The sequence below is a fragment of the Congregibacter sp. genome (genome assembly GCF_047617445.1).
In the GTDB taxonomy this organism is placed as follows: Bacteria; Pseudomonadota; Gammaproteobacteria; order Pseudomonadales; family Halieaceae; genus Congregibacter.
The window spans coordinates 13,540-28,229 of record NZ_JBLGBE010000014.1 but is presented as its reverse complement, the minus strand read 5'-3'; the positions used below and the strand labels follow the sequence as shown (position 1 = coordinate 28,229).

At 52.9% G+C, this 14,690-nt stretch carries 10 protein-coding genes, 1 tRNA gene and 2 pseudogenes; 6 read left to right on the top strand and 7 right to left on the bottom strand.

Annotation, left to right across the window (positions count from 1 at the left end):
- Nucleotides 1-27: 27 nt before the first annotated feature.
- The 3 genes from rpmI to thrS all read right to left on the bottom strand — a co-directional run bounded on the left by rpmI (nt 28) and on the right by thrS (nt 2,886).
- Nucleotides 28-222 carry a 50S ribosomal protein L35 gene (gene rpmI, locus ACI9KD_RS05360; RefSeq protein ID WP_414980126.1) on the bottom strand — a complete coding sequence of 65 codons (195 nt, stop codon included), beginning with the start codon at nt 220-222 and terminating at the stop codon, nt 28-30.
- Nucleotides 223-312: 90 nt separating this feature from the next.
- Nucleotides 313-849, bottom strand: coding sequence for a translation initiation factor IF-3 (gene infC, locus ACI9KD_RS05355; RefSeq protein WP_414980154.1), 537 nt, complete (start codon nt 847-849; stop codon nt 313-315).
- Between the two features lie 99 nt (nt 850-948).
- Entirely contained in the window at nt 949-2,886 is a 1,938-nt protein-coding gene (gene thrS, locus ACI9KD_RS05350; protein ID WP_414980125.1) for a threonine--tRNA ligase, read from the bottom strand.
- A gap of 174 nt (nt 2,887-3,060) precedes the next feature.
- On the opposite strand from thrS, the gene ACI9KD_RS05345 reads away from it, so the two are divergent.
- On the top strand, nt 3,061-4,392 hold the full coding sequence (locus tag ACI9KD_RS05345) for a M24 family metallopeptidase (protein ID WP_414980124.1): 1,332 nt from the start codon (nt 3,061-3,063) through the stop codon (nt 4,390-4,392).
- A gap of 15 nt (nt 4,393-4,407) precedes the next feature.
- Here ACI9KD_RS05345 and uvrB read toward each other — a convergent pair whose 3' ends face one another.
- Nucleotides 4,408-6,426, bottom strand: a complete 2,019-nt coding sequence (uvrB, locus tag ACI9KD_RS05340) for an excinuclease ABC subunit UvrB (RefSeq protein ID WP_414980123.1) — start codon at nt 6,424-6,426, stop codon at nt 4,408-4,410.
- A 99-nt stretch (nt 6,427-6,525) separates the two neighbouring features.
- Between uvrB and ACI9KD_RS05335 the strand changes: the two genes are divergently transcribed.
- Nucleotides 6,526-6,601: transfer RNA gene (locus ACI9KD_RS05335), tRNA-Asn, on the top strand.
- A 321-nt stretch (nt 6,602-6,922) separates the two neighbouring features.
- On the opposite strand, the gene ACI9KD_RS05330 is transcribed toward ACI9KD_RS05335, so the two are convergent.
- Complete coding sequence (locus ACI9KD_RS05330; protein ID WP_414980122.1) at nt 6,923-7,960, bottom strand: alpha/beta fold hydrolase; 1,038 nt, start codon at nt 7,958-7,960, stop codon at nt 6,923-6,925.
- A gap of 330 nt (nt 7,961-8,290) precedes the next feature.
- Between ACI9KD_RS05330 and ACI9KD_RS05325 the strand changes: the two genes are divergently transcribed.
- On the top strand, nt 8,291-9,004 hold the full coding sequence (locus ACI9KD_RS05325; RefSeq protein ID WP_414980121.1) for a YebC/PmpR family DNA-binding transcriptional regulator: 714 nt from the start codon (nt 8,291-8,293) through the stop codon (nt 9,002-9,004).
- 582 nt (nt 9,005-9,586) lie between these two features.
- Here ACI9KD_RS05325 and ACI9KD_RS05320 read toward each other — a convergent pair.
- Nucleotides 9,587-10,114 (bottom strand): PEP-CTERM sorting domain-containing protein, encoded by a 528-nt coding sequence (locus ACI9KD_RS05320; RefSeq protein ID WP_414980120.1) that lies wholly within the window; start codon nt 10,112-10,114, stop codon nt 9,587-9,589.
- 393 nt (nt 10,115-10,507) lie between these two features.
- Here ACI9KD_RS05320 and ACI9KD_RS05315 point away from each other — a divergent pair.
- Nucleotides 10,508-11,668: pseudogene (locus ACI9KD_RS05315) on the top strand (IS30 family transposase).
- A 163-nt stretch (nt 11,669-11,831) separates the two neighbouring features.
- Here the strand turns inward: ACI9KD_RS05315 and ACI9KD_RS05310 are convergent.
- Complete coding sequence (locus ACI9KD_RS05310) at nt 11,832-12,275, bottom strand: DUF1330 domain-containing protein (RefSeq protein ID WP_414980119.1); 444 nt, start codon at nt 12,273-12,275, stop codon at nt 11,832-11,834.
- Between the two features lie 262 nt (nt 12,276-12,537).
- Between ACI9KD_RS05310 and ACI9KD_RS05305 the strand changes: the two are divergent.
- Nucleotides 12,538-13,708 (top strand): annotated as a pseudogene (locus ACI9KD_RS05305) (IS3 family transposase).
- A 320-nt stretch (nt 13,709-14,028) separates the two neighbouring features.
- On the top strand, nt 14,029-14,574 hold the full coding sequence (locus tag ACI9KD_RS05300; protein ID WP_414980118.1) for a PEP-CTERM sorting domain-containing protein: 546 nt from the start codon (nt 14,029-14,031) through the stop codon (nt 14,572-14,574).
- Nucleotides 14,575-14,690: the final 116 nt, after the last annotated feature.

Below are 14,690 nucleotides of genomic sequence, written 5' to 3'. Positions count from 1 at the left end.
TTTCTCCTGTCCTTAATAAAAAGCCGCTTAGCGTGCCCGCAACATACGGTCGATTAGCACTTTGTCATTGTCATGGATCATTGAAGTTCCACGCAGCTGACGCTTACGCTTAGTGGTCATTTTGGTCAGGATATGGCTCTTATGCGCACTTTTGCGCTTGTAGCCGCCTGCGGTTTTCTTGAAGCGTTTAGCCGCTCCGCTGTGAACTTTTGCTTTAGGCATTACTTTTACTCCGCATTGGGTTCGACTGTGCCCGGAGGCTTATCGTCGAAACTCACATAAAATCAAACGGTCTAGGGCATTCACGGGCCGCTAGCCATTCTTCCTTTTCGGGGCAATAACCATGGTCATCTGCCGGCCTTCCATTTTCGGAAATTGCTCGACACCGCCAAGTTCAGCAAGATCGGCTTCTACTCGTTTGAGTAGCTCCATGCCTATCTCCTGGTGAGCCATTTCACGACCGCGAAAACGCAGCGTGACTTTGGCCTTATCCCCGTTCTCAAGAAAACGCACCAGGTTGCGTAGTTTTACCTGGTAGTCCCCTTCCTCCGTCCCTGGACGAAACTTCATTTCTTTAAGCTGCGTACGCTTTTGCTTCTTCTTCTGGGCGTTTTTCTGTTTCTTCGCCTCAAAGATGTGCTTGCCGTAATCCATGACCTTACAGACCATGGGATCCGACTGATCCGCAATCAATACAAGGTCCATGCTCGCCGCCTCAGCAGCAGCTCGTGCCTCGGCAAGAGGGACAACGCCCACCTGCTCTCCTTCGGCACCTACAAGACGGACCTTATCCGCGACTATTTCGTCATTGATAAGGGATTTCTTACCCTTACCGCTATCTTTGCTGATCGCTGTTCTCCATTTCTGCGCTCCATCAATTGGGAGCCTTCTTTCAATTCGTTGCTACTCAGCCTTTTGGGGCCTTGAACACTTCGCCGTTATTAAGGGCTACACGTCCTGAGCGTCGCCGACAGTCATACGACCGAGTCGTGCCACGTCTTGGTCGAGAATCTCTACAAATGCCTCTATCGACATCGTTCCGAGATCTTCACCATTACGCGACCGCACCGCCACTGTCTTCGCTTCGACTTCTTTTTCCCCCACCACGAGAAGGTAGGGAACGCGCTGAATTGTGTGCTCGCGGATTTTAAAGCCGATTTTCTCGTTTCTCAAGTCCGAAAAAACCCGAAAACCCTTGTTTTTCAAGGAATCTTCCACAAATCGTACATATTCGTCCTGCTTTTCGGTGATATTTATGACCACCGCCTGTTTTGGCGCCAACCAAACAGGGAACGAGCCTTCGAAGTTTTCGATGAGAATTCCGATAAATCGCTCGAAAGATCCCAAAATCGCACGGTGCAACATGACCGGTGTTTTACGCGATCCGTCTTCGGCGACGTACTGTGCATCCAATCTTCCAGGCATCGAAAAATCCACCTGCATGGTGCCCATTTGCCAAACCCGGCCGATGCAATCTTTTAGCGAAAACTCAATCTTCGGCCCATAAAAAGCCCCCTCACCGGGAAGCTCCTGCCAATCCAGACCCTGAGCATCCAGCGCATCGGCCAGCGCCTTCTCGGCTCGATCCCAGTCTTCGTCAGATCCCACGCGCTGTGCAGGCCGTGTTGAGAGACGATAAATCACCTCATCAAAGCCAAAATCGGCGTAAACCGCATGCAAAAAATCAATAAACGTCGAAACTTCCGGCTGGATCTGCTCTTCAGTACAGAATATGTGGCCGTCGTCCTGCGTAAACCCACGAACCCGCATGATGCCATGCAGTGACCCTGAGGGTTCATTCCGGTGGCAGCTACCAAATTCTGCGAGTCTCAGCGGCAGGTCACGATAAGAACGCAGCCCCTGATTAAAGACCTGAACGTGGCAGGGACAGTTCATAGGTTTGACGGCGTACTCGCGCTCATCTGTCTTGAGGGTGAACATGTCATCGCCAAACTTGTCTGCGTGACCGGACTTCTCCCACAGCGACATGTCGACTACCTGAGGAGTCTTGATCTCCTGGTAGTCCTGCGAACGCTGCTGCTCGCGCATGTACTGCTCGATAACCTGATAAATCGTCCAGCCCTGCGGATGCCAAAACACCATACCGGGGGCTTCTTCCTGGGTGTGGAACAAATCCAGCTTCTTGCCAATCTTGCGATGATCCCGCTTCTCGGCTTCTTCTATGCGGCGGAGGTACTGCTTGAGCTGCTTCTTGTTGGCCCAGGCTGTGCCATACACACGCTGAAGCATGTCGTTGTTTGAATCACCCCGCCAGTAGGCGCCTGCCAGCTTTGTCAGCTTGAAGGCGCCAAGCTTACCGGTACTGGGCACATGGGGGCCACGACAGAGATCCATCCAGGCTCCCTGGCGATACAAGGAGATCTCTTCTCCTTCGGGCAGGTCACGAATGATCTCAACCTTGTAGCTCTCACCCATCTTCTCAAACGCGGCCGCAGCGTCATCTCGATCCATCACGATGCGCTCTACCGGCAGATCGTCGGCAACGATCTGTGCCATGCGCTCTTCGATCTTGGGCAGGTCTTCGGGCGTGAAGTGATGCTCACCGGCAAAATCGTAGTAAAAGCCATCTTCGATGACAGGACCGATGGTGACCTGGGTGCCCGGGAACAAGTCCTGCACAGCCATAGCCAGCAGATGTGCGGTTGAATGACGGATTAACTCAACGCCCGCTTCATCACGCTCGGTGATGATCGCAAGCGCGGCGTCAGCTTGAATACTAAAACTGGTGTCGACCTCACGGCCATCGACCACGCCGGCCAATGCGGCTTTGGCAAGGCCTGGACCGATATCCGCGGCGACTTCAGCGACGGTAACGGCGCTGTCAAATTCTCGTTGGCTGCCATCAGGCAAAGTAATGGTTGGCATCTAGTGCGTTTCCTTCAGTGGTGGCCCCCACGATGGGCCACTTGATTTCGGTAAAGGTAGACCTCCACCGCGGGGCGCGCATTCTGCCCCAGTGCAAGCCAAGATTAAAGAGAAGAAGTACCGCGCAGCAGCTGCTAGAGTTTCGGCCTAGCCAACCAAACAGGAATATCGCCCATGACTCTGGTCACAAGACTGCTACTCACCGTGCTGGTTACGCTTTCCAGCATGTCTGCCCTTGGCAAGGGAGAGGCACAAACGCGCTGGGAGCTCATGAATCAGATTCGCCAGGAAAAGTTCGATTTAGTAATGCCCGAAGTCATGCGAGAGAACGGTGTCGAAATGTGGATCACTGTTAATCGTGAAGGCTACAAAGACCCACTCACCGAAGACTTTGGCGAGGGCTATGTCGGCGGCTGGGGCTATTACATATTTACCTACCGCGAAGACGACTATGACAAAGGCCGTGTAGAGCGCGTCGCACTGGGCATCGGCACACATCTTATCGAAGAGAACGGTGCCTACGATTACACCACCGACGGCGAGTTCGATCTCGCCGCATTTGTCGCAGAGCGCGATCCCAAAAGCATTGCGCTGAACTACGCCGAACACATTGGCGGCGCCGACGGACTCACCCTCACCGCGTATCGGCACTTACAGAAAATCCTGGGTGACAAATACAGCGAACGATTTGTGTCCGCAGAAAAACTCGCCTCAGACTTTAGATCGCGGCGAGTCGCTACAGAAATTGCTGCATTCGCCCGCGCCGGAGAAATGTCGCGCAAGATTGCCGAGACCGCGTTTTCTAACGAAGTCATCACCCCCGGAGTAACAACGCTGGCAGACGTAGCCTGGTGGATGCGCGAACAGCAATTTGCGAACAACTTGGGCACCTCCTTTGGCATGCCCTCGGTGTACATCACCGGGCCGGACGGCTTCGTTGCACTATCGGACGACCACGTTATTCAACGCGGCGACTTTTTGGCGATCGACTGGGGCGTTGGCTATCTCAATTTCTACACCGACATGAAGCGACAGGCCTATGTGCTTGAGGAAGGCGAGACAGAAGTGCCCGCAAGTATCCAAAAAGCTTTTGAAAACGCGCGAAAAGTGCGGGACATCATCAAGGCCAATATCAAAGCCGGACGTACCGCAGGAGACACCTACGATCTAGTGAACGGCAAGATTAATGAAGCAGGCTTTAAGGTCATGGAAAAATTCAATCAGCCTACGGACGACCCCAACGTGGTTGACGTCATCATAGGCTGTCACAGTGTGGGGAACCTGGGCCATGGCATTGGCCCTTCCATCGCCTGGTTTAACCCTGAGCGCATGAAGTACATGATTCACCCCAGCAATTTGTTCTCCATCGAACTATTTGCGTACACCGCGATTCCTGAGTGGGGCGGCAAAAAGCTGCGAGTCCCCTTAGAAGACGACGCGGTCGTGACCGAGCGTGGTGTTGAGTGGGTTTATCCGGTCACGAACCGAGTGCTGGTTATTCGCTAGCTAAGCTTGCAAGAGTCAGCTCATAAAGGCCTGCTGCTTGATCTCCGTGAGTTGATCGCGGAGCGCAGCGGCCTGTTCAAACTCCAGGTTCTTGGCATGCTCGTGCATCTGCCCTTCCATTTTATCGAGACGCCGAGCCAGCGCGGTCGGTGAGAGCTTGAGTAGCTCCTGACTGTAAGCCAGGGTTTCTTCTGCAACCTTCTGACCTTTGGTTTTGGCCTTGGTCGGCATGCGCCGAGCGCCTTCCATAATGTCCTGAACACTCTTGATGACCCCCACCGGCGTGATGTTATTGGCGGCATTGAACTCCACCTGCTTGGCCCGACGGCGGTCGGTCTCATCGATGGCACGCTGCATGGAACCCGTCACTCTGTCCGCATAGAGTATTGCCCTGCCCCGCAGGTTCCGCGCTCCGCGTCCGATGGTCTGAATGAGGGAGCGCTCTGAACGCAGGAAGCCTTCTTTGTCGGCGTCCAAGATAGCGACCAGGGCAACCTCGGGCATGTCCAAACCTTCCCGCAACAGGTTGATGCCAACCAGCACATCAAAATGGCCCAAACGCAGATCGCGAATAATCTCCACGCGCTCGACAGTATCAATATCCGAGTGCAGATACCGGACCCGCACATCGTGCTCGGCGAGATACTCGGTCAAATCCTCCGACATACGCTTGGTCAGCGTCGTGACCAGCACGCGATCACCCATTGCTACCTCTTTATGGATTTCTCCGAGTAAGTCATCAATCTGCGTTGTTGCAGGGCGGATCTCAATTTCAGGGTCAACTAAACCCGTCGGCCGTACTACCTGCTCCACTACCTGACCCGCGTGCGCCGCTTCGTAGGGTCCCGGGGTAGCTGATACGAATACGGCCTGAGGCCGAAGGTTCTCCCACTCTTCGAAGCGCAAGGGGCGGTTGTCTAAAGCAGAGGGCAAACGAAAGCCGTACTCAACGAGCGTTTCTTTACGTGACCGATCGCCCTTATACATCGCGCCAATTTGCGGGATGCTGGCATGAGATTCATCGACGATCACCAGCGCATTATCGGGCAGGTACTCATAGAGGGTCGGCGGCGGTTCGCCGGGGCCACGGCCCGACAGGTAGCGAGAGTAATTCTCCACGCCTTGGCAATAACCCAGTTCTCGAATCATTTCGATGTCGTAGCGCGTTCGCTGGGACAAGCGCTGGGCCTCTACCAGCTTCTCGACGGATTTGAGCTGGGTTACCCGCTCTTCGAGCTCCACCTCAATGTGTTCGATGGCATTGAGCATGGTCTCTCGGGAGGTGACGTAGTGAGTCTTGGGGTAAATAGTTACCCGGGGCACTTTGGCAATGACTACTCCTGTCAGAGGATCGAACAGGCTGATTTTCTCGACCTCTTCATCGAAGAGTTCGATGCGCACCGCCTCTGCTTCTGCCTCTGCGGGAAACACGTCAATCACGTCTCCGCGCACACGATACGTCCCCCGAGAAAAATCGACGTCGTTGCGCTTGTATTGCAGCTCCGCCAACTGCCTTAACAACTGCCGTTGATCAATGATCTCGCCTCGAGAGACGTGCATGACCATTTTGAAATAAGCCTTAGGATCGCCCAAGCCATAAATTGCTGACACGGTTGCGACCACGATGCAGTCCTTGCGCTCCAGCAAGGCCTTAGTCGCCGACAGACGCATCTGCTCGATGTGTTCGTTCACAGACGCGTCTTTTTCGATAAAGGTGTCAGAGGACGGCACGTAAGCTTCTGGCTGGAAGTAATCGTAGTAGGAGACAAAGTACTCCACCGCGTTGTCCGGAAAGAATTCTTTAAATTCACCGTACAACTGCGCTGCCAGCGTCTTGTTGTGTGCCATGACGATGGTGGGTCGCTGTAATTGTTCAATCACGTGCGCAATGGTGAAGGTCTTGCCCGAGCCCGTTACACCTAACAGCGTCTGGGCCGCCAACCCCGCATGAATACCCTCAACGAGAGCCTTAATCGCCGCCGGCTGATCTCCGGCGGGCTCGAAGGACGAGTGAACTTTAAACGGCTTGCTCATAATGGATACTGTTGACCAAAAGCTTATTAGTATAATTGGTGTTGATTCCGAAGCGGAGGCTGATTAGAATCGCGTCCCTCTTCGAGAGGAGAGTGTTACTCCGCCTTAGCTCAGTTGGTAGAGCAAATGACTGTTAATCATTGGGTCGCTGGTTCGAGCCCAGCAGGCGGAGCCATATTTAGTTAGATATCAAAGGGTTGCAGAGATGCAGCCCTTTTTTATTGGGTTCTAGGAAAGCTCCGGGCAACGGTAGCGAATCAGTGGGTCACCCAGTAGTCGTGAAACGGGAGCGACCTATGGACCGAAAGCAGTGGTCATACAGCCCCGCCGCGACAGCCACCCACGTGTCTTGTGCCCGTGCGCACTACCCCCGATGAGGCTGTGCGAGATCTCAGGATGCACTGGAAGCGTGTGCCCCGATGTCAGAAAGGATAGTAAAACTGGGGTGTTGTGGTGTGTCTTGCTACAGAACCGCAAGCTGCTTTCAAAAGACTAATTAAGCCTCAGCAGTTGCATTCACCATTTCGACAAACTGACGCACCTTCGCCAGGCCTTCTGGCGCAGAAGAAAGATCGGCGTGATCAATGCCGGGCAACTCGACAAACTCGGCGTTGGGGATGGCATCGGCCATGGCACGCCCCATTCTTACCGGAACGGCCAAATCACCAGAAAAGTGAATAACCAAGGTAGGACAGCTAATCTGCGGCAAGAGATCGCGCACGTCTGTGCGTTTTATATACTCAACAATCTGTCTTACCGAACTCCGAGTGGCGATGAGACGCTCAAAAGCTTTGTACACTTCATCACTCATTTGCGCTTGCGAAATGCTTGGAAAGAAAACGCGTCTAAGCACGCCCGTCCCCCAGACAGCCGCCAATCTATCGAGCATGCTTTCTTCAATCCCGCCGGGACAATTCGCTCCCTGTAGCCAACACGCGGTAGAGCCCAACAGAACAAGCCCTTGAACGCGCTCCGGGTGCTCATGCGCGAACTTTACGGACATAGGACCACCTTCCGAGATTCCAAAAAGCACAACTTTGTCTAGCCCAGCAGCATCCAGGACCGCTTCGATATCATGAACGCGTTGCACCACATCCGGAGGATCAACGCAGGGATCCGACAGACCTTGCCCCCGCTTATCAAAAGTGACGACGTTACCGAACTCACCGACAGCATTAAAGGTATCGCGAATAGACGGCATGTTCGCCGTGATGTTGAGGTGCGAGATAATGCCCGGCGCCACCATGATGTTGTACGGCCCACTGCCCATCTTGGCGTAGGCAATTCGCAAACCATCGCTTTGCGCATAATGAATGGCATAGGGAGCCGGTGCCGTAAGTTCTTTAAGGCTCATGGGTTTTTCCGCCGCAGCACTGGCGGTAGTCGATGCTTCCAGCCGAGACTTGGTCATGCGTTTGCCGATAAGCGCAAATGCCGAGAATAAGATGCCGGCCAGGGCGGCCATAGCAGCCGCGCCACTGAGTATTGACTCATTCTCAGTTAGCCACTGACCGATTGCGGCAAATTTTTCCATGCTGTTTTTGCCCTACTTTATATCGAAATGAGGATATCAGTTATCCGTCTGAAAGAATCACGGCGTTGACGAATGCCGTGCTTATCACCGTGACGATACTGGCAAATTAACTTCCGTGGAATCGGAAAAGCGAGCGCCTAAGCTCAAGCCACCGTCCTGTTCCAATTCTACCCATTTCGGCCGTTTAACTTGGCGATACCGTGCGGAAACCGGAGGGTATCATTTGCCCCGAGATTTCAGTGCGTTGAGTTGCCAATACCCTCGCTCTGGATACAAAGCAGCTAAAGCTTTATCTTGCGCTGCTAGTCAGCGCAAAAATGAATACAGATTATGGGTAGAGCTTACCAAAACCGAAAATTGTCCATGGCCAAAACGTCGGACCAAAAAGCCCGGGTTTACAGCAAATACGCCCGGGAAATCTATGTTTCGGCGAAATCTGGCGGCCTGGATCCGGCCGGCAATCTGTCCTTGCGCAGCATTATCGAGCGAGCCAAGAAAGACCAGGTGCCCACCCATGTTATCGATAAGGCTATCGACAAGGCCAAGGGCACCAGTGGCGAAGATTTCGCTCTGGCACGCTACGAAGGCTTCGGCCCCAGCGGCTCTATGGTTATCGTGGACTGCCTCACCGACAACCCCAACCGCACCTTTGGCGATGTGCGTCTATGTTTCAACAAGACCAAGTGCAAACTAGGCAACACCGGTAGCGTCAGCCACATGTTCGACCACAACGCCATTTTCGTCTTCTCTCATAACGACGAAGAGGCCGTTCTTGAAGCGCTGATGATGGCTGAAGTCGATGTCAGCGATATAGAAAGCGAGGATGGGAAAGTTACCGTTTTCACACCACATACCGAGTACTTCAAAGCCAGACAGGCCATTATTGATGAATACGGTGAAACCGAATTCGAGGTTGATGAAATTCAGTTCGTGCCGCAATTATCTACGCCCCTTGGCGATGAAGACCGGGCAGTCCTGGACAATCTAATCGACATGCTGGATTACCTGGAGGATGTGCAGAACATCTACCACACTGCCCCCTGAGGCGCTTAGTGGACGACTCTAGCAATGTTAGCCCTCTAACTCGGCCGCATTCACCCTGAGATTCCGATAGTGCCCCCACCCTGACCAAATATCTACTGAGATCGAAAAGGTTGCTGACTGTGGGATAGGCACCCTATGATCGCTCTGCCAACTCGAAGGATTGGAGCCTACTCAGTCCTAATCCGACCTCCCGAATTTCTCCGAAAGATGGGTCATGGTTTGGATGGAACGAGATCGTAGAGCACATCTTTTTTTCTCAATACCAGAACCGCCTAAAAACCTTTTTCTTCAAACGTATGAGTAGCTCTATACAAGCCAAACCTTCAGATTCAGTATTCTGGTCTTTTACCTAAGAACGTGAAGAACACCCCGCCTTCAGCTAACTCTAGATACATACCGCAATCTCACAGATAGCGAACTGACGCCTGCTATGTAACTCATAGCGTTAAGGTCCGCTTTCGCAGGTGAAAGCGGCCATTAGCCCCTGACGACTTTGCTTGTCCTATCTTGAGACAGTAGCCATTCTCAAATCTCAGGCAAAATAAAGCCCGCCGAAGCGGGCTAATCACTGGACTTAGTTCTTTAAGCTTTCTTGCGCCTTGACCATCCAAGGCCGGCGAGTCCAATGCCGAATAGGGCGAGGGTGGCTGGGATGGGCACATTGGCTTGTCGCAACGTCAAACCCATACTGTCGATCTGGCTGAACGTCGTGCCGTTACTCCAACTCGCCAACCACTGAGCGTTCGCGCCAGCGGTGAGGCTATAGCGGCCGGCAAATAATGGTTGTGGGTCTCGAAGATCCTGAAGTTGAAGAATAACACCGCTGCCTGAAAGAGGGACTCCGGTAGGAACCACAGTTAGGAAAGAGGGGTTTACATATTCTCCGAACGCTCGCGGCCCCGTGAATTTAATACGAGCAAAATCTACAGCAGAGATAGCTGCCCCGGGTACGTATCCATCATTGAGTTCAAGATAACCATTGACCGGCCCGCCGACAGGACCGCATTCAAAGGCGCAGGTGCCGCTAAAATCATAGAAAATCGGGCCAGACCAAGCATTGGAACAGGAGAGGACCAAACCGGCTAGCAGAGAGAGCAGAGATGAGCGCATAACATATTCCTTATTTTTTTATCATTTAAAACCAGCATTGCCATGGCCAACTCGTTGAGCTTTGACTTGATCGCCACATTCAATTCTCTAAGATCTCTTAGGCACTTTTCATGCCAACCCAGCAAACACGTGACCTCCAGCGGTCCATGGCTGTGATATGAGTCACATTTGTAAAGAAAGCTGACAAAATAACTGTACAGAATATAACCAGCAGTGAATGTCTCTAGAGTGGTGTTTTCAGCCACTCCGTGATCATCGATCCCAAAAATGATTCAAAAACCTCATCTTATTGTGTAAAGAATCCTATCGTGGCTTTTAAGGCCGCAATGTGGGGCGACCTCAACCGGTCGACGCAACACTCTAAACTTCCAATACGGAGAAGGAGTGCTGCAAATGAAACGACGAACTCGAATTATCTATACGGACGCCCAGAAAGCCTTAATGCGGGATTGCTGGCAACAAGGCGATTCGATGCACCACATCGCCAGGCTCTTTGATCGATACCATTCCTCTGTTCAACGCATTCTCACCGAGAATGGCGGTATCCGTCCTCGGGAAAGAAAGCGGTCTCCTCTGGCGCTTACGCTAGCTGAACGCGAGGTCATCTCGCGGGGTCTAGCACAGCAACTATCGCTTCGAACCATAGCGCGTCAGTTGAGTCGCTCGCCCTCGACGATAAGTCGGGAAATTCATCGTAACGACGGCCATACTACTTACAGAGCCAGCAAAGCGGAGAGCGCTGCTTGGGAGCGAGGACTTCGTCCTAAAGTGTGCAAACTGGCTGCACGGCCAAAGCTTGCGAGGGAGGTGACTATAAAGCTCCAGCTCGAAGGGTCGCCAGAGCAAATAGCGGGCTGGTTAAAAACACGATATCCCGACGACGAGCGTTATCACGTGTCACACGAAACGATCTACAAGAGTTTGTTCATCCAGGCCCGCGGTGCTTTAAAGAAAGAGCTTTTAGCCCACTTGAGAACGCAGCGGACGATCCGTCGGCCAAGACGCACGACGCTCAAAGGAAAAGGTCTGGGCTCGATAGCCGATGCGGCATCTATCAGCGAAAGACCCGCATCATTGGAAGATTGAGCGGTACCGGGTCACTGGGAAGGCGATCTAATAGCCGGGTCTCGTGGCAGCCACATAGCGACGCTGGTGGAACGTCAGACTCGTTATGTCATGCTGGCGAAGGTCGACGACAAGACGACCAATACCGTTATCAATGCCTTGATTAAACAAGCGGTCAAGTTGCCCTCCGAGTTGTACAAGTCGCTGACCTGGGATCGCGGATCAGAACTATCGGCCCACAAGAAGTTTACATTGGCGACGGATATACAGGTTTACTTCTGCGACCCGAAGAGTCCGTGGCAGCGAGGCTCCAACGAAAACACCAATCGACTCTTGAGGCAGTACTTCCCGAAGGGCACTGATCTATCGGTGCATTCGCAGGCCGAGCTCAATCGCGTAGCCAGACGCTTAAACGAACGCCCAAGAAAAACACTAGACTACGCAACACCGGCAGACCGATTTGTCGCGTGTGTTGCGTCGATCGGTTGAGGTCGCACCTAAAAGCAGAAGTGGCAGCTATACTCACATCCGATCCGACTTTTACTCCAAGAACAATCAGCGATGAACTGGGGTGCCCTAGGTGCAATTGCAGATATTCTTGGTGCGCTGGAGGATGATCCAGACCTCAGGAGGAGGAGATAGCCACAGCCTATTATCTCTGACCGGTAATGTTATGGCCTTTATATCGTTCCAACGGCAGCAGTCGCGAGTCTTCCAGCGCAGCCGTTCGATGACCAACACCTGCGACGTAGGCTTCATTCGTCGCAAAAGCAACAAAGCTCTGCAGTGAGTCCTGACGAATCAGCATTAGCAGATCCCAGTGCTCGTCCTGCGGACCGACAAAGAATTTCCCACCTTCGCCCAGAAACTCAATATCCCCGCCAGACTGCAGTAAAAAAGGCCGCGTATGATCGATGTATCGCTGATACGCCTCTCGACCTGAAATCGCCCGCTCCGGAGCCAGATCCGGAAAGTCAGCGTAATCGGCGACCGCTCGGAATCTCAGCAGATTCAGCATAACGACCTCACCACTAATATTCCTGGCAAACAAACTCAACGCTGATTCATCAGTCGCGTCGACATAGGTTTCACTCATAGAGTCCTAGCCTCCCTCAAAACCCGATAATGCAGAAAGCTATCATTGCTATGAAACCGGCGCGAGTCAAAATCTCAAACTATTTGATTCACACACGAACGAACGACCGCCTTGAGGTGTGTTGCGACATCGCCAGAGACCGCTTTCGCCTATTCTGAGTCGTTGGGAGAATCTTGGGCCGATGACCGCTTTCGACGCACTGGTTTTGCCCTAAATCCGTGGACACCTAGAATAGGGCCAGAAAGCCCGTTGGAGGTGTCATATGACGAACCCAAAGCCGTACAAACGTTATAGCGCAGAGTTTAAGCAAGAGGCTGTACGCAGAGCAGCAGAGGAAGGCACGACTGATAAAGCTGTCTGCGAAGAACTCGATATCAGCACCCGGCAATTCAGACGCTGGCGATATGAATTGGAAGTACTCGGGAAAGACGCTTTCCCTGGCAAGGGCGTGAGTCGCGATGATGGAGTAACTGCTCTTAAGCGCGAGCTAGCCCAAGTCAAAAAGGAACGAGACTTCCTAAAGGAAGCGGCGGCGTACTTCGCCAAGGAATCGAAGTGAAGTACGCCTGCATCGAGCGCTGTCGCGACCGTTATTCAGTTCAACTCATGTGCCGATTGCTGGGCGTGTCTCGCAGCGGATTCTATGCGGCTAAGAGTCGCCCAGAGAGCAATCGATCAATACGTAACCGAGAGTTACTAGGCGAAATCAAACGCATCCACGCGCAAAGCAAGGGCGTCTACGGTAGCCCAAGAATCCGAGCAGAGCTGGCAGATGAGGGTCGCCCCGTGGGTCGCATAAAGTCGCGCAGCTTATGCGTTTAGAGGGCTTGCGCGGTTGTCCTACGCGCCGCTACCGAGTGACCACACAGCGAGAACCCGGGCACCGTGTTGCAAAAAACCTCCTCAAGCAGAACTTCGCAACAGCCAAACCCAATCAGGGATGGGTCGCAGACATTACCTATGTAGCTACAAATCAAGGCTGGCTGTACTTGGCCGTTGTGCTCGATCTGTACTCAAGGAAAGTGGTCGGTTGGTCCATGAGCCAGTGGATGAGCCGCCGCATCGTAGTTGATGCATTGCGAATGGCGATTGACGCTAGAGACCCTGAATGCGATCTGATCCATCACTCGGATCGGGGCGGTCAATACACGAGTGACGACTTCCGCAATGAGTTGGCAAAACACAATATCGTGTGCAGCATGAGTAGCACCGGCAGCTGCTACGACAACGCTGTTGCCGAAAGCTTCTGCGGACTACTCAAGCGAGAGCGGATAAATCGAACGCGATACAGGACACGCGAAGAGGCACGTGCTGATATCTTTGATTACATCGAAGTGTTTTATAACAGGAAACGACGGCATGGTTACCTTGGCAACATCAGTCCCGTAGACTTCGAGAAGCAGTCCGCAGGATCTTTAGAAACTGTCCACTGAGCAGGGGCAAAACCAACTTTGAGTCGTTGGGAGAATCTTGGGCCGATGACCGCTTTCGACTGTGGACTCTCACTGGTGGCGGAGTGTCAGGTTTTTTTACACTCACATTCCTGAGCCCGCAAAAAAAATAGTTAAAAGATTAATACAGTTAAAAAATGCCAATACTGGCACGATTCTAGCGTCGATATTGCAGACATCCTGATGGCGATAAACGAATGCACAACTCATTTTTTGGAAGTGACACCTTGATCAGGTGCATACAACGCACATTTGCTCTCATGCTGCTGACGATCAGCACGCAATCTTATTCTGGAGTTATTGTGACTGCGGTGCAGGAAAATGGAGGTGTTTCGTTATCTTTGGATGCCAACAGTACGCTGAACCTAGCGGGGCTTAGTGGGCCGAGTACGCGGTATCCTTCTGCCCGAATAAGGCCCGCCAACGCCTACTTTACATTAGGTACCGGGGTGACCACCGTGTACCAGTACACCGCATCAGCCGTGACACGGAACTTTACCGGCCTTGGCCTTGGTGGATACGGCTACGGAACAAGTGACGACACTGTTTTTGCAACAGCGACCTCAGGTGGAGCTTTCGGCGTCAATGCAGGCCCAAACGTGGCAAGCATTTTTCTCCCCGTTGGCTATGTCAGCGGCGCCGTATTGCCATCGGCTGGCGCAGTGTTTAGTGGAGCCACTTTTCAGACGCTCGGCGTTACACCAGGCGACTACACGTGGTCGTGGGGCAGCGGTGGGACGGCGGATTCGATCACACTGCGGTTTGTTGATGTGCCAACGCCCGCCACCCTCGCCCTATTCGGCCTTGGCCTTGCTGGCCTTGGGTGGAGGCGCCGCAAGAAGGCGTAGACTGAAAGCTTGATAAAGAGCCTGCCTTGAGCGGGCTTTTTTGTGCCTGTAAATTGAGCGCGGATATGTCGCCTGTTGGCCGAAAGCGGACATGAAATTGATTGAATTCGCTGCCT

What these genes read in the sequence shown, in the direction of transcription:
- ACI9KD_RS05320 (WP_414980120.1), bottom strand. Translation starts at nt 10,114, where the DNA reads ATGCGCTCATCTCTGCTCTCTCTGCTAGCCGGTTTGGTCCTCTCCTGT.
- ACI9KD_RS05310 (WP_414980119.1), bottom strand. Translation starts at nt 12,275, where the DNA reads ATGAGTGAAACCTATGTCGACGCGACTGATGAATCAGCGTTGAGTTTG.
- thrS (WP_414980125.1), bottom strand. Translation starts at nt 2,886, where the DNA reads ATGCCAACCATTACTTTGCCTGATGGCAGCCAACGAGAATTTGACAGC.
- ACI9KD_RS05345 (WP_414980124.1), top strand. Translation starts at nt 3,061, where the DNA reads ATGACTCTGGTCACAAGACTGCTACTCACCGTGCTGGTTACGCTTTCC.
- ACI9KD_RS05330 (WP_414980122.1), bottom strand. Translation starts at nt 7,960, where the DNA reads ATGGAAAAATTTGCCGCAATCGGTCAGTGGCTAACTGAGAATGAGTCA.
- ACI9KD_RS05325 (WP_414980121.1), top strand. Translation starts at nt 8,291, where the DNA reads ATGGGTAGAGCTTACCAAAACCGAAAATTGTCCATGGCCAAAACGTCG.
- uvrB (WP_414980123.1), bottom strand. Translation starts at nt 6,426, where the DNA reads ATGAGCAAGCCGTTTAAAGTTCACTCGTCCTTCGAGCCCGCCGGAGAT.
- rpmI (WP_414980126.1), bottom strand. Translation starts at nt 222, where the DNA reads ATGCCTAAAGCAAAAGTTCACAGCGGAGCGGCTAAACGCTTCAAGAAA.